The 16,536-nt window shown below is 63.6% G+C and carries 15 protein-coding genes; 5 read left to right on the forward strand and 10 right to left on the reverse strand.

The window, feature by feature from the left end; all coding sequences use genetic code 11:
• Window positions 1-196: 196 nt before the first annotated feature.
• From art_RS12070 to pstS, 7 genes are all read right to left on the reverse strand, one after another.
• Entirely contained in the window at window positions 197-793 is a 597-nt protein-coding gene (locus art_RS12070) for a hypothetical protein (RefSeq protein ID WP_038465219.1), read from the reverse strand.
• A 1,246-nt stretch (window positions 794-2,039) separates the two neighbouring features.
• A complete protein-coding gene (locus art_RS12085) occupies window positions 2,040-2,597 on the reverse strand; it encodes a hypothetical protein (protein WP_038465225.1) in 558 nt (185 codons plus the stop codon).
• A gap of 423 nt (window positions 2,598-3,020) precedes the next feature.
• Window positions 3,021-4,121, reverse strand: a complete 1,101-nt coding sequence (locus art_RS12090) for a hypothetical protein (protein WP_038465227.1) — start codon at window positions 4,119-4,121, stop codon at window positions 3,021-3,023.
• 158 nt (window positions 4,122-4,279) lie between these two features.
• On the reverse strand, window positions 4,280-5,059 hold the full coding sequence (pstB, locus tag art_RS12095; RefSeq protein WP_038465229.1) for a phosphate ABC transporter ATP-binding protein PstB: 780 nt from the start codon (window positions 5,057-5,059) through the stop codon (window positions 4,280-4,282).
• 26 nt (window positions 5,060-5,085) lie between these two features.
• On the reverse strand, window positions 5,086-6,192 hold the full coding sequence (gene pstA, locus art_RS12100) for a phosphate ABC transporter permease PstA (protein ID WP_038465232.1): 1,107 nt from the start codon (window positions 6,190-6,192) through the stop codon (window positions 5,086-5,088).
• Between the two features lies 1 nt (window position 6,193).
• A complete protein-coding gene (gene pstC / locus art_RS12105) occupies window positions 6,194-7,141 on the reverse strand; it encodes a phosphate ABC transporter permease subunit PstC (RefSeq protein WP_052136375.1) in 948 nt (315 codons plus the stop codon).
• 30 nt (window positions 7,142-7,171) lie between these two features.
• Complete coding sequence (gene pstS, locus art_RS12110) at window positions 7,172-8,290, reverse strand: phosphate ABC transporter substrate-binding protein PstS (RefSeq protein ID WP_038465234.1); 1,119 nt, start codon at window positions 8,288-8,290, stop codon at window positions 7,172-7,174.
• Between the two features lie 515 nt (window positions 8,291-8,805).
• Here pstS and art_RS12115 point away from each other — a divergent pair.
• The 3 genes from art_RS12115 (at window position 8,806) to disA (ending at window position 12,669) form a co-directional block, all read left to right on the forward strand.
• Window positions 8,806-9,936 carry an aromatic acid exporter family protein gene (locus tag art_RS12115; RefSeq protein WP_038465236.1) on the forward strand — a complete coding sequence of 377 codons (1,131 nt, stop codon included), beginning with the start codon at window positions 8,806-8,808 and terminating at the stop codon, window positions 9,934-9,936.
• 170 nt (window positions 9,937-10,106) lie between these two features.
• Complete coding sequence (gene radA / locus art_RS12120; RefSeq protein WP_038465238.1) at window positions 10,107-11,519, forward strand: DNA repair protein RadA; 1,413 nt, start codon at window positions 10,107-10,109, stop codon at window positions 11,517-11,519.
• A gap of 79 nt (window positions 11,520-11,598) precedes the next feature.
• Entirely contained in the window at window positions 11,599-12,669 is a 1,071-nt protein-coding gene (disA, locus tag art_RS12125; RefSeq protein WP_038465239.1) for a DNA integrity scanning diadenylate cyclase DisA, read from the forward strand.
• A 97-nt stretch (window positions 12,670-12,766) separates the two neighbouring features.
• Here disA and art_RS12130 read toward each other — a convergent pair whose 3' ends face one another.
• The 3 genes from art_RS12130 to art_RS12135 form a co-directional block, all read right to left on the reverse strand.
• A complete protein-coding gene (locus art_RS12130; RefSeq protein ID WP_038465241.1) occupies window positions 12,767-13,426 on the reverse strand; it encodes a DUF4232 domain-containing protein in 660 nt (219 codons plus the stop codon).
• Window positions 13,427-13,496: 70 nt separating this feature from the next.
• A complete protein-coding gene (locus art_RS23160; RefSeq protein ID WP_301537937.1) occupies window positions 13,497-13,625 on the reverse strand; it encodes a hypothetical protein in 129 nt (42 codons plus the stop codon).
• Window positions 13,626-13,807: 182 nt separating this feature from the next.
• On the reverse strand, window positions 13,808-15,007 hold the full coding sequence (locus art_RS12135; RefSeq protein ID WP_157875250.1) for a hypothetical protein: 1,200 nt from the start codon (window positions 15,005-15,007) through the stop codon (window positions 13,808-13,810).
• Between the two features lie 259 nt (window positions 15,008-15,266).
• Here art_RS12135 and art_RS21695 point away from each other — a divergent pair, with 259 nt between their 5' ends.
• Both art_RS21695 and art_RS12145 read left to right on the forward strand, forming a co-directional pair.
• Window positions 15,267-15,527, forward strand: a complete 261-nt coding sequence (locus art_RS21695; RefSeq protein WP_082000263.1) for a helix-turn-helix domain-containing protein — start codon at window positions 15,267-15,269, stop codon at window positions 15,525-15,527.
• 58 nt (window positions 15,528-15,585) lie between these two features.
• Window positions 15,586-16,533, forward strand: coding sequence for a Fe-S cluster assembly protein HesB (locus art_RS12145; RefSeq protein ID WP_052136379.1), 948 nt, complete (start codon window positions 15,586-15,588; stop codon window positions 16,531-16,533).
• Window positions 16,534-16,536 lie beyond the last annotated feature (3 nt).

Consider the following 16,536-nt stretch of genomic DNA (forward strand, 5'->3'; position numbering starts at 1 on the left):
GTTGAATATCCCGGGAGGAGACTCAGAAACGGATGGAACGAGCATTTGGAAGATCGAGTCAGAGGCCTCCAGAAATGTCGGCTAAATCCGAGAAAGTGCACATCTTTGATTACACGGATCAATTTCGCATGTCAGCTGTCCCGTAGAAGGTTCCTACTGCGGGCACTTTCCCTCTATCTCGTTGGTTCGTCGCCCCCTAGTGGTAGAAGGGCAGTTTTTGGTTCGCCTCGACCCGGACGACGTCGAGACGTGGTTCGGTCAGTAGCGGGTCGATCAGCGCCTGCTCAGCCCCGATACCAGCCCAATGGGGATCAACATCTGAGGTGATGCACCAGGACCGGTCCGAAGGCCAAATGAACGCAGGGTGCGGCATAAGGTGACCCGTTCCCGTTTGCCACGAGTCTTCGATCGCCCCGGATACGAAGTCCTGCAGCGAGACCCTGTACAAGTAGTACTCACGATTTGGGACCACCACCTGGGGCGTGCGCAATAACGGCTCGGGGAACGAGTCACCACCCCAACCGTCCCATATCAGCAGGTATCCCTCGGTGGGCGAGCCGGTGTGCTGCAGTAACGTCCCCACCGCGATACGGAGCTGATCATTGTCTGAGAGGGCGTCATCCTGGCGTGCAGCATCGTTTTCGGACTGACCCTCGTAGGCCGGATCAGGGATGAACCGTAGTCGCGCATACGCCGGGAATCCCGGAGGGCCCAGCGTCACCAGGTTCCACCAGTGCTCATCGCTGGTCGTGATCCATTTTGCGGCCGCCCGGTCACTGTAAGGAAATAACATCACCCCTCCATCCTCCTGCACGACAGTCTAACGAGTAGCGGGAGGCCCGTCCCGGTCAAGGTTCCTCCTACGGGGGGATGTTGGCGGTGGCGTGGCCGTGTTTGGATGAACCATGAGTGCTTCCAGAAAGACCCTGTACGCGGCGTTGGGAACCGTGCTCGCTCTCGCAGGAGTAGCAGGAGGGTTGGTGATGTTTTTACAGCCTTGGAGGAGCTGCCCCGAGATTGATGACAGCTCTGCCGGCTGCCCAGCCACCGGGAGTGATCAAGGCCTACTTGGTATTGCTGTTCTCGTTCTGTTGGTTGGGATCGTGCTTCTGGCCATGTCCATCTCCATTAGACGAGAGCAGATTCCGTCCGACGCTGCCGGACCCTTCGGGAAATTCACCTAGCGCCCGCCAAAGAATAGTCCCGGCAATTCCATGGCGCTCTTATTGCAACCTTTCACGGTCCCGTAGAGGGTTCCGACTACGACCACGCAATCGCATCCCAGCAGGCCTCGCATTAGCAGGCCGTGCGCCGTCCAGCGAAATCGATTGTGACTGCCCATTTTGACCAGGCCAGCCTGGACTTGTGAGTCGGCCTGCAAAGAGAAAGCGAATCCTGCAGTTCAGCTGGCCAGAGGCTGTTGCGTTTTAGCTGCCGTCACGGGATTGGGTGTTAAGAGTCCCGTCATTGGAAGCGCCTGGCAATACGCTGGCGGCCCGGAGCTGTTCAATACGTTTCCCCCGAAGTATCGTGGCCCACCTAATGCCGACACACGCAATAAGGACTGCAATCGGGAGGGCCGCGATCATGGTCCCAGCAATATCCGTGTGCACTACTGTGACGCTCGGAGTCGTTTGGGTATAGGTGCACACGTAGCTGATGGGCACTAACTGAGACTCAGATCCGGGCAAGGGGCCTTCATGCACCGGGGGAAGGCCCGCCGGCAGTTCTTCAACGCAGAACTCCCACAGCCTGTCGCGAGTAAACCCTGTGTAGAGAAAGGCCGCGAGTCTTTCGGCAACCAGGTAGTACCACCCCAGTGCCAACACCAGGAGTGGAATCGCAAGTAGGTCAATGCGTCCGTAGGAAGTCCGTTTCATCGACGATCTCCATGTCTTTGGGCGGCAGGGGCATCCGTAGGATCTCGTTGGAGCGAGAATTCGAGTAGAAATCCTCAGGATAGTTCCATAGTCGGGAAAACCTCACACGCGACTTGGAAGAGACCTCCCGGCATGTCACTGTCCCACAGAGGGTTCCACTTATAGGGATGGGTCGATCTTGTCTGGTTTGTGGGTCTGGTGGACTGCTTCTGCTTCTGCTGCCGCTTCAAGTTCCTCGTCGGAAATGCTCAGCATTAATGTGCTGTCGCGCTTGGTGAAGAGATGCGTGGCTATCTCGCGGCGGTTGACCTTCCAAATGCTAGGCGGCACTTCTTCGTCCTCCCACGGCCGGGTCGGCTGGCCGTAGAGATCCGTCAGCTTGCCCGACACAGCGTCGTGGCCGAGGCGGGTCGCAGGGCCCTGCGCATCGGGGAATGAGTATAGGTGGAAGTGAACGCTCATGAACCTGCCGCGAAACGAGTCCCATGAGGCAAAGGAAACACCTGGAAGGTCAGTGAGGAGGGTAAATGACGCCGTGGACGACCCGTCCGAGTCATGATCCAAGCGCTCTCCCGTTTTGAAGTGAAGTCGTCTGAAGAGAGACTTGCGTTTCTCATCGGAGCTTGGCCAGGGTCCATCCACCAGTTGCGCCACTAGGGCCGCAACTGTGGCTGGACCTGGAGTTAGTTCGCTCTGCGGCTCGACGGTCGTGTTCATATGGCGACCCTACAGGCTGAACGCGGCGAAGTAAGCTCTTCATCCCCTGAAGATTGATTCGCAAAGATGATCACTTTCTAGCTGAATCTCCAAGCCAAACAATTGCACTCACTTCTCACCGTCACGCGGCCACCACCAAAAATTCTTCCCGCAGGAGGTTCCTCTACCGGGACACCCAACCACCGGACATGAATCAAATTGACTCGCTGCTCGTTGCGGCTGGATTTGGAGTTTGATCCGGCTGTAGTGAGACAACTGCAGCAATTTCGTCTCACTACAGTCGGACCATTCCGCTAGCTTCCACGCTTTTCGTGGTCCAACACGAATGAGTCGGGCGGGACAGCAACGGTGACACGCAACTGAGAACAGTGACATCAAATACGAGGATCTACAGCCGCGCGTGGCCCGGGTTGCTCTGGCGTGTTAGGCGTTGGCTGCCTCGATGATGTCGGCGTGCAGGCGCAACAGGGGTGCCGTTCGCTCTGCCGGGCCGCGGCCGAAACCGCATTCGGTGGCGATGCCGAACTCCGAGAAGCCTGCCTCGGCCACTGCGGGGCGGGCCGCTGCGATGCGGCGGGCCGCGCCGTCGACGCCGTCTTCGTGGTGCACCAGGCCCAAAAACAGCGCCGTTTCGGGGTGCAGCTCCAGGTTGGCCAGCGGCGCAAAGTAGGCTGCGTCGTCGCGCTCGATGGGCACCGGCAAGTGCAGGAACTCGATGGGTCGGGTGATCTTCTCGGACAGCGCATTGGCCACGGCGGTCAGGTAGGTGGCGTCCGAGGGCTCCACGAAGTGTTTCTCGGCGACGTCGCCGTAGCACAGGTGGATCCCGAACTGCACGTCGTCCGGAACGGCGGCGGCAACGGCGGCAGCCATGGATGTCGCAGCCTCGATGATCCGTTCCGAGGAGGGGTCAGCACCCAGCACGTACCAGCAGTCTGGCGTGTTGCCGGCCACGGGAACTTGTTCAATGTGGCTGAATTCAACGGCCAGGTCGATTTGGATGGCCAGGTCCTCTGCAGGGATGCCCGCCGCAATTTCCGCAATCTCCCGCCTGATGGCGTCAGCGTAGGCCGGGTAGACGGCGGGCTGGTCTGCAACGGCCACAAACGAACCCAGCGGGGCGAGCGGCGACGGAATGGCGACCTGGAAGCGGGTGCCTTGGGCTATGCTGCCGGCATCCCGCAGCGCCTTGAAATCCTGGTAGCTGGCCAGGGCTGCCTCGGCGTAGCCCAGCGGGCCGAACTTCAGCTCGGCGGCGGCCACGGTGCCGTCCAGGACAATTCTGCGCAGGTCGAAGCCGGCAATCATGAACGGCTCCCCCGGCACGCGGCTCAGGCCGTCAACAGCCTCAAACCTGGCGCCCTGGAACAGGATCCAGTGGTAGCGTTCGCCGACTTCGCCGTCGGGGATGCGGGCAACGTGTCCGCCAAGGTTCTCGGCAACGATCGCCAGGGTGTCCTTGGCTGTGGGCTGGTTGATGGAGCCGACAAGGTGGGCCCCGCGGACTGCTGGAAGACTGGTCATGCTTCCAGCGTATCCCCGCGCCAAAACCCTGGAGATTTTTGCTCTTCACAGCCCCTTAACACTGGACAGCCGCACGTGCACACGCTACCGGCCGCACCGGGCACCCAAGGCGCCGATGGGCGCGGAAGGCGCGGGCCGCCGTCGTACATGGGAAACGGTTACCCGAAGCGGCCCGAGACGTAATCCTCGGTGGACTTCTGCGAGGGGTTGTTGAAGATGGTGGCAGTTTCTGCGTACTCAATGAGCTTGCCGGGCTTGCCGGTGCCGGCGATGTTGAAGAAGGCGGTCTTGTCGGACACACGGGCGGCCTGCTGCATGTTGTGGGTGACGATGACAACGGTGTACTCGTCCTTGAGCTCGTTGATGAGGTCCTCAATGGCCAGGGTGGAGATGGGGTCGAGGGCGGAGCAGGGCTCGTCCATGAGGATCACGTCGGGCGAGACGGCGATGGCACGGGCGATGCACAGGCGCTGCTGCTGCCCGCCGGACAGGCCGGAACCGGGCTTCTCGAGGCGGTCCTTGACCTCGTTCCATAGGTTGGCGCCGCGCAGGGACTTCTCCACGAGCGCCTCGGCGTCGGACTTGGGCATGCGGCGGTTGTTCAGCTTGACGCCGGCCAGCACGTTGTCGCGGATGCTCATGGTGGGGAACGGGTTGGGGCGCTGGAACACCATGCCGATCTGGCTGCGCACCGTCACGGGGTCCACGCCGTCGGCATAGAGGTTGTCACCGTCGAGGAGCACCTTGCCCTCGACGCGGGCGCCGGGGATGACCTCGTGCATGCGGTTCAAGGTGCGCAGGAACGTGGACTTGCCACAGCCGGAGGGGCCGATGAAGGCTGTCACGGACTTGGCCTCAATGGTGATGTTGACGTCCTCCACGGCACGGAAATCGCCGTAGTACACATTCAAATCACTGACATCAATACGTTTGGACATAACTGGAATTCCGTTCAAAAAGTAAGTTAGCGGCCGGTTTTCGGCGCAAAGAGGCGGGCCACCATGCGGGCGCCGAGGTTCAGGAGCATGACGAGGATGATCAGCAGCAGCGCCGCAGCCCAGGCACGCTGCGTGGATGGGTCGGCGTTGGACGGCGAGGTGGGCGTCATGATCTGTGTGTAGATAAACGTGGGCAGCGACGACATCCAGCCGGCGAAAACGTTCATGTTGATGGTGGTGGCGAAGCCTGCCGTGACGAGCAGCGGTGCGGTCTCGCCGATGACCCGGGCAATGGCCAGGGTGACACCCGAGGCGATGCCCGAGATCGCCGTCGGAATGACCACCTTCAGGATGGTGCGCCACTTCCGTACGCCCAAGGCGTAGGCGGCCTCGCGCAGCTCGTTCGGGACGATCTTGAGCATTTCCTCGCTGGAGCGCACCACCACCGGAATCATGAGCACGGACAGCGCGACGGCGGCCACGAACCCTGTCTTGGTACCGGGGCCCAGGATCATGGCGAAGAAGGCGGCCGCAAACAGGCCGGCCACGATCGAGGGGATGCCCGTCATAACGTCGACCAGGAAGGTGATGACCTTCGAAAACTTGTTGCCGGCGCTGTATTCCACCAGGTAGATGGCGGTGAGCAGGCCCACCGGCACGGAGATGATGGTGGCCCATAGGGTGATCAGCACCGAGCCCATGAGTGCGTGGTAGACGCCACCCAAGACCGGGGTGCCGTCCTTCACCGATGCATTGTCGACGGCGCCCGTCACACCATTCATTGAGGTGCTCAGGAAGCCGGGGGTCAGCAGGCCGGGGACACCGTTGACGAGGACGGTCCAGATGACCGAAATCAAGGGCAGCAGGGCCACCAGGAATGCGCCGAGCACCAGCGAGGTCATCATCTTGTCGGTGGCCTTGCGGCGGCCCTCCACCACTGCGGCGGAGACGACGTTGGCGACGGTGAAAAGCACTGCGGAGAGTACGGCCCAGCCAAAGACGTTAAAGCCGATGAGCGACATCAGGGCTGCCGCAACAATGATGGCTCCGATGGCGATCACCCAGGGGGTGTAGCGCGGGAGGCGGCCGCGGGTCAGCGCCGAGCGCTTGCGTTCAGTCATGAGCGTGGCCATGCTAGTTGGCTCCCGAGAATTCTTTGTGGCGGTTGATGATCCAACGGGCCACCATGTTCACCGCGAGAGTGATGAGGAACAGGACGAGTCCGGCGGCGATGAGTTCGTGCATGCGCAGGCCGAATGCTTCCGGGAAGTCCAGGGCGATCTCGGCGGCAATGGTTTGGTTGCCGGAACGGATCAGGGAGGCGATCAGCGGCCCCGAGGAGAGCACCAGGGCAACGGCCATGGTCTCACCAAGCGCGCGGCCCAATCCCAGCATGACGGCGCTGATGATGCCGCCGCGGGCGAAGGGCAGAACTGCCATGCGGATCATTTCCCACCGGGTGGCGCCCAGTGCCAGCGCCGCTTCTTGGTGCAGCATGGGGGCCTGCAGGAAAATCTCCCGGGTGAGTGAGGCGATGATGGGCAGGACCATGACGGCGAGGACAATGCCGGCCGTCAAAATGGTTTTACCGGTGCCGGAGGCGGGTCCGGCGAAGATGGGGATCCAGCCAAGGTTGTCGGCCAGCCACGCGTAGGGCGCCTTCAGCGAGGAGGCGAGGAAGCTTGCACCCCAGGCACCGTAAACAACTGAAGGGATGGCTGCCAGGAGGTCCACCACATAACCCAGGCCCCGGGCCAGACGGCGCGGGGCGTAGTGCGAGATAAACAAGGCCACCGCCACGCCGATGGGGGTGGCGATCAACAGGGCAATGGTGGCGGCGATCAAGGTGCCGATGACGATGGGGAAGATGTAGGAGAAGAACCCCTCTCCCCCGGTAATGTCGGCTGCCGGGGCGCCAAAGGTTGGCAGTGCCTGGACTACAAGGAACAGGGCAACCGCAAACAGCACGGCGACAATGAGCGCACCGGCACCCAGAGCCGCACCGGAGAAGACTTTATCTCCGATGCGGCCTGCTCCGGCTGGCCCTTTACCCGATACGGGTGCGAGCTTCGTGGTGGACAATCCAGTACTTTCGTTTGGCGTGTGCCGTGCTTACTTGGCGACGCTGATGGAGTCGATCGCTGTCTTGGCCTTCGCTGCAAGGTCAGCTGACAGCGGGGCGCTCTTGGCGGCGTCGGCTGCCTGCTGCTGGCCTTCATCGCTGAGGACGAAGGTTCCGAAGGCCTTGACCAGGTCGGCTGTGGCGGCGTCGGGGTAGGAGGCACAGAGCACGCCGTAGGAAACCAGCACGGCCGGGTAGGCGCCGGCCACGGTGGTGGTGCGGTCAAGCTTCAGGGAGAGGTCGTTGGCGCTGCGGCCTTCAACGATCGTCGCGGCGTCGACTGCCTTGGCTGCGGCCTCTGCGGTGACGGGGACGAAGGAATCTCCAACCTTCAACTCAACCTTGCCCAGTGCGTCGGTGACGGCCGAGTCATCGGCGTACGTGATGGCGCCGGCGGTCTCGGTGACCGTCTTGACAACACCGGAGGTGCCCTTGGCGTTCTCGCCGGGCAGTGAGGTGGGCCAGTCGCCTGACTTCGCATCCGTCCACACGCTGGAGGCGGCTGCGGCCAGGTAGTCGGTGAAGTTCTCGGTGGTGCCCGAGTTGTCCGAGCGGTGCACGGGCGTGATGGCCAGGTCCGGCAGGGTGGCGTCCGGGTTGGCGGCCTTGATGGCTGCGTCGTTCCAGTTCTTGATGTCGCCGCGGAAGATCTTGGCGATGGTGTCGGCGTCGAGCTTGAGGTCCTTGACCCCTTCAACGTTGAACGCGACAGCGATCGGGGAAATGTACCAGGGGATGTTGATGGCGCCGTCGGGGCCGCACTTTTCCTGGGCGGAGGCGAGCTCTTCGTCCTTCAGGTACGCGTCGGATCCGGCGAACTGCACAGCGCCTGCGATCAGGGCCTTGCGTCCTGCGCCGGAGCCTTCGGGTGAGTACTGGATCTTGGCGCCGGAGTTGGCGGACTCGAAGCCGGCCTTCCACGCGTCCATTGCTGCGGAGATGGAGCTGGCGCCGGTGCCGGTCAGGGTGCCGGTGACGGAGGCGCCTGCCGAGGTGCTGGTTGATCCGCCGTCTGCCGGGGGAACAACGCTGTCAGTGCCGCACGCTGTCAGTGCCAATGCGCCGACGGTCAGTACTGCTGCCACACGGCCGATGTGAAGTGCCTTCACGTTTTTACCTCTTCGATGGGTTGCATTGCGATTCATTACTCCTTGAGCGTAGGAGTCCGAGGTAAAGCGCTGGCCCCTCCAAGGTGAACGCAAGGTTAACGCTGTTGGGATTCTTGGAAATCGGCCGTGTTTCCAACACATAATGTACGACGCCGGTCACATCAGCCCCGCTTCCACCGTCGAGAAGGGGGCAAACCCGCCGGCGCCCAGAGGCCGTTTCCGCGAGAATGGGTTCAACCCGCGAAATGGGCGCCACTTTGGCGGCATGTCACGGGGTGGACCCATCTTCGGCGAAAAGAACGCTCCACGGTGCGGGTTTGGCCCCCTTCTCGGCGCGGCATCTGGGTGGAACGAAGCCACCCGACACCCTCAGCTTCCATCGCCGGGCCCGCCCCCATCCGCCGGACAGTCTCAAGAAGCGGGGCTGGTGCGGCCGGCCGCGACCGGGCGCCAACGCACCGCCAGCGCACCGCCGCCGCGCCGGCCTGCCGGTAGGGACGCATAGACTGTCCACCATGAACGAAGCCCCGGCAGAGCCAACCCAGGTGGCCGCGACCGTGCTGTTTCTGCGGCGGCGGATCCGGTTGGGGCTGCGCCGCAGCGCCAGCTCGGTGCTCCCGGCGTTACTCATGGCGTTTTGTGCCGTGGGCGCCTACTACTTCTCCGAACTGGTGCTGGGCCATCAGGGACCGTTGTTTGCTGCCACCAGCGCCATCATTGCGCTCGGTTTTTCCCGGGATCCACGCCTGCGCCGGGTCCTTGAGGTGGGCCTTGGCTGCACCATCGGCATTGCCCTGGGTGATCTCCTGCTGCACTGGCTGGGTGCGGGGATCTGGCAGGCGGTCCTGGTGTTGTTCCTGTCCATCCTGCTGGCAAGGTTTCTGGACAGCGGCGCCATCTTCACCACGCAGCTGGCCCTGCAGTCGCTCCTTGTGGTGTTGCTGCCCATGCCGGCCGGCGGGCCGTTCACCCGCAGCCTGGACGCCGTCGTGGGTGGTTGTTTCGCCCTCGCCGCCACGCTGCTGCTGCCGCGGGACCCCCGGCGCGAGCCCAAGGACGATCTCAAGGAGGTCCTAGGCGAGCTCTCCCTGGTGCTGCGCGAATGCGCTTCGGCCCTGTCCTACAACGATTCCACCACCGCCTGGCATGCCCTGGTCCGTGCCCGCAGCCAGCAGCCGCGCATCGATGCCATGCGCCAGGGACTGCGCGGGTCGGTGGAGATTGCCAAGCTTTCCCCGCTGTACCGCCGGCACCTGCAGGAAGTTGAGGGGCTTTCGAAGCTCATGGTGCGGGTGGATTACGCCATGCGATCCAGCCGTGTTTTGGCACGGCGGCTGGCCAGTGTCATCAACAACGCCGCCCTCTCGGACAGCGGTTCCGTCCACCTGGCCGAGGTCATGAGCGAGACCGCCACGGCGGTGGATGAGCTGGGCGCGGCTCTCTCCGACACCACCTCGCGGGCCACCCTTTCCCACGCGCGAGACGCCCTGGCCGATATCGCCACCCGCCTGCATCCGCAAAAGTTGGACATCACCCGGATGGAGGGCGAGACCGTGGTACTGCTCTTCCGCACGCTCATGGTCGACCTGCTGGAGGCCGCCAACATGGACCCCACCGAGGCCCGCTCGCTCCTACCTGACCTCTGACCACCTGATTCCCAACTGCCTGACTTTTGGAAGCACGACGGCGGATTCCCCGCCTTTGCTGCCCTGCCGGGCTGTGCCCCTCCCGTGGTCTGCGCCCATCGGCTGGGCATCATCACCCGGCACCACCGCCCCAGTGCCATCGTGTCAGTGCCCGGGGATAGGGTTGCATCATGGCAACAAAGAGCACAAAGAACAACGCCGGGCAGAACTTCCGCTGCACCGAATGCGGCTGGAGCGCCGTCAAATGGGTGGGTCGCTGCGGTGAATGCCAGGCATGGGGAACCCTGGAGGAGGTTGGCACCGTCGTCATCAGGACCACTGCGGCCACAACGGTGGTGCGCCCAGCGCAACTCATTTCAGAGGTGGACGCCTCCAAGGCCGCGCATAACCTCACGGGCGTGCCCGAGCTCGACCGCGTTCTGGGAGGTGGCATGGTGCCGGGTGCCGTGATACTGCTGGCGGGGGAACCCGGCGTCGGAAAATCCACGCTGCTCCTTGACGTTGCCGCCAAGTTTGCCCGCAATGAGCACGGCCGGGAACCGCAAAAGGTGCTGTACCTGACGGGCGAGGAATCCGCGGCCCAGGTGAAGCTGCGCGCCGAACGCATTGGCGCCGTCGCGGACACCTTGTATTTGGGTGCGGAAACCGATCTTGGCACCGCCCTTGGCCAGGTCGAGGCCGTCAAGCCCACCCTGCTGATCGTGGATTCGGTGCAGACGTTTAGCAGCGCCATGGTGGACGGCAGCGCCGGCGGGGTGTCGCAGGTGCGTGAAGTTGCTGCCTCGCTCATTGCTGCGGCCAAGCGGCTGAACATGACCACGCTGCTGGTGGGCCATGTGACCAAGGATGGTTCCATTGCCGGGCCGCGGCTGCTGGAGCACCTGGTGGATGTTGTCTGTCAGTTCGACGGCGAGCGCCACTCGCGCCTGCGCCTGTTGCGGGCAGTCAAGAACAGGTACGGCCAAACCGATGAGGTGGGTTGCTTCGACCTGACGGATGACGGCATTGAGGGCCTGGCCGATCCGAGCGGGCTGTTCACCACGCGCACCACCACGCCCGTGTCCGGGACCTGCATTACGGTCACCATGGAGGGGCGCCGGCCCCTGCTGGCCGAGGTCCAGGCACTGCTGACACCGTCCGTGGGTTCGCAGCCGCGGCGCACGGTGAGCGGGCTGGACTCCACCCGCATCGGCATGCTGCTTGCCGTGCTGCAGCAGCGGGCCGGGCTCCGCCTGGATGCCGATGACAGCTATGTGGCAACGGTGGGCGGGGCGCGGCTGAGCGAGCCCGCCATGGACCTTGCCGTGGCACTGTCAATCGTCTCCGCCAAGACCAACAAGGTGGTGCACCACAAGATGGTGGCCTTCGGAGAGGTGGGGTTGGCGGGTGAGGTTCGTCCCGTGCCGGGCATCAATCAGCGCATCCAGGAGGCCAGCCGTCTTGGCTACACGCACGCTCTGGTTCCCAAGAGCAGCACCGGTCCCGGCCCCATCCCACCGGATTTCACGGTGAAGGAGATCGAGCACATTGCGGAGGCCACCGAGCTCATCCGGCACGGTTCAACGGGCCCCTACGGCAGTTAGCCCGCACCGCTGCGCTTTCACACTATTATGGGCAGTGTGACTTGCCCGGATTCCCGTGCTTAAAAAGAAGGAACTGCCAATGCTCCGCAGCCCCGAAGAGGCCCTCAAGGCCACTATTGCCCGTGTCGCCCCTGGAACGGCGCTGCGTGACGGGCTTGAACGCATTCTTCGCGGCCGCACCGGCGCACTCATTGTGCTTGGCTCTGACAAGACCATTGAGAGTCTTTGTTCCGGCGGTTTTGAAATTGGCATCGACTTTGCGCCCACAAGCCTGCGTGAACTGGCAAAGATGGACGGTGCCATTGTGTGCGACAAGGATGTGACAAAAATCCTGCGCGCAGCCGTCCAGCTGGTTCCGGACCCCAGCATTGAAACCCAGGAATCCGGCACCCGGCACCGCACGGCGGAGCGGGTGGCCATCCAGACAGGCGTGCCGGTGGTATCCGTGAGCCAGTCGATGCAGATCATTGCCCTCTACGTTGACGGGCTCCGCTACGTCTTGGAGGGTTCCGAAAAGGTGCTGGCCCGCGGCAACCAGGCCCTTGCCACCCTCGAACGCTACCGTGCCCGCCTCGACCAGGTGACCAGCTCACTCTCGGCGCTGGAAATTGAGGCCATGGTGACCGTCCGCGATGTGGCCGTCACCTTGCAACGCCACGAGATGGTCCGGCGAATTTCGGAAGAAATCGCCCAGTATGTGTTGGAACTGGGTGTTGACGGCCGGCTGCTGTCCCTGCAGTTGGAAGAACTCTCAGCCACCCGCGGCTCGGGTGCCGACACCGTGATCCGCGACTACACTGACCCCGAAACCACGGATGTTGAAGCGGCAGTGGCGGCCCTTCAGGAGATTGACCAGGCCGACCTGATCGACCTGAACCTGATTGCGGGCGTGGTGGGGATCATCAGCGGCAATGACTCACTTGATGCCATCATCCAGCCCCGCGGCTACCGCTTGGTTTCCGGTCTAAAGACTGTCCCCCGCGCTGTTGCGGGACGCCTGGTGGACCACTTTGGCGGCCTGCAGAATCTCATGGCGGCAACCATCGACGAGCTGATGATGGTGGACGGCATTGGTGAGCTGCGTGCCCGCAATGTCCGTGAGGGCCTGTCCCGCATTGCCGAGGCCAGCCTGCTCGACCGGTTCCTCTAGGCACCAACGATGCCGGCCAGCTCGCGGGTTTCCCGTGGCGCAGGCCCGGCACAGCGGAACTGTCGCTGCGCTCCTGCCGGCGGGACGTCGTCGTGCTTTATTGCAGGGTGAAGGCGACCCGGTCGCTTGACCACTTGCCAAGGGTTGCCACCAGCACATAGGTGGCGCCACCCCTGCCCGGCTTGCTGACCACGGGCGCGCAATCTGGTGAGTTGCGGTTGACCTGCCACACCAGGTTGGCCGATTCCGAGGCCCCCGGTGCCAGGTTTTTCACGAGGTCGTTGGGGTCCAGCTGGCAGTTTCGCGAGTTGAAGATGATGTCATCGCCGCTGGTGATCACGTACTCCATCTGGCTGGTGCCAACGTTGATGTCGCACGGGGCCGGGCCGGTGTTCGTCACCCGCAGCGTCAGGATGGGATGTTCGTCTGGTCCGTAATTGGGCTTGTCGACGGCGGCGGCCACCTTGATGCCGGCTTCGTCGCACACGGCCGAGGGCTTGGTGCCCGAATTCGCCCCAGGCTTGGGTTTGGCCTGGTTGCCGCTGCTCCCCTGCTCGGTGCTGCCCTTAACTGCGGGGTCTGCACCAAACAGGCCGGCAATGAAGAACCCTCCGGCAACAAGCCCGCCGATGATGAGCAGTGCAAGCACGGCCACCACGATCCGGCGCCGGCGGAACACTGGGGCTGAGGCTCGCGGTTTTGGGGCAGGGTTGGTCCGCGGCGCCTTGGCCGTTCCTGGTTTCCCTGTAGTTCCCACTCCCCAAGCCTATCGAAAGCGGGGCACGGGCCTGGCAAACCACGCCGTCAGGCACCCCGATGGGCCTGGTTCAGCCGATCCTGGACAGGGTCATGGCGAACTCCACGATCGAATTGAGCGGCAGGGCTGCGATGAGCGCAGCCGCCAGGGAGGATCCGATGATCCCCAGCACTGTGGCTTTTCTTCCCTGTGGGTTCATCCGAGGCCCCCTCCTGCCGCCGCCATGCGCACCAGCGCGATGGCCAGGAAGCCTGCGAAGGCGGCAATGGTGATGAAGGGGCCGGCAACTGCGAGCGCATCGGCTTCATTCACGCTGTCGACCTTCTGCCCGAGCCTGATCAGGGTGGCCACGCCGCCGGTGCCCCACAAGGTGGTTGTTTGTCATGACGCGCGCAGCATCATAGTTGCGGTCTGGCCGTTCCAGATGCGGTCCTGCTCGGGCAGGTCACCCCCGGCGTAATAGGAGGGCAGATCGATGGCGACGCCGGCGGGGTAATACGTGCCAAATGGTGCGCCGTCCCCCACGAACAAGAAGCCTCCGTCCGCTTCCCCCATATGGCGGATCTGGCTGACCAGGGCGCTGTTTTCATAGCTGGCGTTTGGCAGGGCAACAGCTACGCAACCATCCGACGCCGCACTTTCGGGTGTGGGACACCACCGACCGTCGATATCCGCAGCTGCCGGTGCTGCCGGTACCACGGCTGCCGGTACTGGCGCAGGCTGTTCCTCCGCAGCGGCCTTCGTGGCCTCGGTTGACTCTTCGGCAGGCTCTTGCATGGGCGCTTCGGCTGAGTCGCCGGCTCCCGGCCAGGGCACCGTCACGCTTTCCACCCCGCACTGCGCCGTGTTCGTGCCGTTGACGACCCACAGCAGCAGCACACCTTCATCAGTGGGGCTGAAGGCTCCGGCGCCGGCAAGGTACTCCGCCGCAGCATCGGTGCAATAGGTCCAGTTCTCCGTCGTTGCCAGCGCGGCCGTGGCCAGCCCCAGTACCTGCGCGTCACCGAGGTCCATGAAGTCCGACAGCTCGGCCAACTCCCCTGTCTTGAGGTTCATCGTCGCCGAATGCACCCCCGCGTTGCGGTCCCTTGTGCCGAACATGTATGCACTCGTGCTGGCCACCGTGCCGTATTCCTTGTAAACACCGGCATGCTCGACGGCGTTCGTCGCCTCACGCTCGCACGTCACCTGGCACTCGTCGAGTGTGATCCTGGAGTACGCTTTCGCGCTTTCAACGACCTCGTCCTGGTGTCCGGCAACCGCGGCAGCAAACTTCTCAGCGATCTCTGGGTCCACCCCCGTCACCGCAGCCACGGGGTAGGCGACCTTGAACGTCACCACCGACCCCGCATTGTCGGTGATCTCGAAGCTCTCGCTTCCCTGGCTCACCTCAAGTTTCGGGTCAAAGACGAGGGTTGGGGTGGGGGCCGGGCTATCGCTGGTGGGGGCCGGGCTCGACGCGGTCGGGGCTGGCTGGCTCGCCTCGGGTTCCGCGGAGTTTCCCTGGCATCCAGCCAGGGTGACGGCGAGCAGGCCGGTGACTGCGACGGTGAGCATGGAACGGAGATGCCGCTGGTTCAATTGAGAGATTCCTCTTCGATCGTGCCTGAATTGCTTCAAGGCTGGCGTTGGTCATGGCCAGAACGAATCGAATAGTGGAGGCAACCAAGAGCGGCCCCCGCGATCCAGCCACGTCCATCTTGACACTTCGCGACAGCCGCTTGAAACAAGAAAAACCGGACAGAATGCTGCCGGTTAAGGAGTGTGGATCGGGTGTGGGTAGACTATCACAAGGCAGCTAATTGGTGCCTATAATCCACAAAACGAAGGAGCCAAAAGCGTGACCGTTTCTCCTGACTACACAGCTTTTGGGACCAACCTCCGTAAACTTCGCAGGAACAGCGTCTGGAAGACGCAGGAGGTCTTTGCGCGCCGCGTAGGGATGGACCGCAGTTACATCAGCGGCCTGGAAAGCGGACGGCGCAACCCCACGCTGGACGCCATCGTCAAACTCGCCGATGGGCTGGGTGTCCATCCGGGCGAATTGCTCAAGACCCAACCCAGGGTGCCCCTGACGTCCAAGGGCCAACCGACCGGCTGACCCGCACGCCACGCCGCAGCCCGCACCCAATCACCCGTCCCACAGTCCAAGGAAACCGATGCCCCATCCTGCCTTGCCCAACGTGCCCCACAGCGTCCTGCACGCACGCATCACCGAGTGGTTTCAGCGCGAAGCCAGGGACCTGCCGTGGCGCGGCGACTGCTCGGCATGGGGCATCCTCGTCAGCGAGATCATGCTGCAGCAAACCCCGGTGGTGCGGGTCCAGCCAGTGTGGGAGGAATGGCTGGACCGCTGGCCAACACCGGCAGACTTTGCTGCCGCACCGGCAGCTGATGTCCTCCGGGCTTGGGGCAGGCTCGGTTACCCGCGCCGCGCCCTGCGCCTGCACGCGGCTGCCGCGGAGATAGTAAAAAAGCATGGCGGGGACGTCCCCGACAACTACGACGAGCTATTGGAACTCCCTGGTGTGGGCACGTACACGGCTGCCGCCGTCGCCGCCTTTGCCTTTGGCCGCCGCACAACCGTTGTCGACACCAACATCCGGCGCGTGCACGCCCGGCTCGTCATTGGCCAGGCCCTCCCCGCACCCGCGCTGACGGCGGCTGAGATGGCGCTGGCCGCAGCTCTCTTGCCGGAAAACCGCGACGAATCTGTGCTGTGGAGCGCCGGTGTGATGGAACTCGGGGCGTTGATCTGCACGGCCCGGCGCCCCAAATGCAATGAGTGCCCCGTGTTTGAGCAGTGTGCCTGGATTGCCGCCGGCCAGCCCGAACCCACCTACATCCCGAAGGGCCAGCCGTGGGCCGGCACCGACAGGCAGGTGCGCGGAGCCGTCATGGCCGTGCTGCGAGCCGCCAGTTCACCCGTCCACGCGGACCTGCTGTGGAACGCGGACGCCGCGAGGCGCCACACCGAGGTCACCAAGGAACTGGATAAACTGCACGCATTGAACACGCACGCTCCGCAGCTGGAACGTGCCCTCGCCGGCCTGGTGACGGACGGCCTGGCCCAGCACTCGGCCGCCGGCTACCACCTGCCTGCCTGACGG

This window comes from Arthrobacter sp. PAMC 25486 (assembly GCF_000785535.1).
GTDB lineage: Bacteria > Actinomycetota > Actinomycetes > Actinomycetales > Micrococcaceae > Specibacter.

Bases quoted from the DNA above. Each gene is read 5' to 3' on its own strand.
- art_RS12070 (WP_038465219.1), bottom strand. From the start codon at position 793: ATGTTATTTCCTTACAGTGACCGGGCGGCCGCAAAATGGATCACGACC.
- art_RS12085 (WP_038465225.1), bottom strand. From the start codon at position 2,597: ATGAACACGACCGTCGAGCCGCAGAGCGAACTAACTCCAGGTCCAGCC.
- art_RS12090 (WP_038465227.1), bottom strand. From the start codon at position 4,121: ATGACCAGTCTTCCAGCAGTCCGCGGGGCCCACCTTGTCGGCTCCATC.
- pstB (WP_038465229.1), bottom strand. From the start codon at position 5,059: ATGTCCAAACGTATTGATGTCAGTGATTTGAATGTGTACTACGGCGAT.
- pstA (WP_038465232.1), bottom strand. From the start codon at position 6,192: ATGGCCACGCTCATGACTGAACGCAAGCGCTCGGCGCTGACCCGCGGC.
- art_RS12115 (WP_038465236.1), top strand. From the start codon at position 8,806: ATGAACGAAGCCCCGGCAGAGCCAACCCAGGTGGCCGCGACCGTGCTG.
- radA (WP_038465238.1), top strand. From the start codon at position 10,107: ATGGCAACAAAGAGCACAAAGAACAACGCCGGGCAGAACTTCCGCTGC.
- disA (WP_038465239.1), top strand. From the start codon at position 11,599: ATGCTCCGCAGCCCCGAAGAGGCCCTCAAGGCCACTATTGCCCGTGTC.
- art_RS23160 (WP_301537937.1), bottom strand. From the start codon at position 13,625: ATGAACCCACAGGGAAGAAAAGCCACAGTGCTGGGGATCATCGGATCC.
- art_RS12145 (WP_052136379.1), top strand. From the start codon at position 15,586: ATGCCCCATCCTGCCTTGCCCAACGTGCCCCACAGCGTCCTGCACGCA.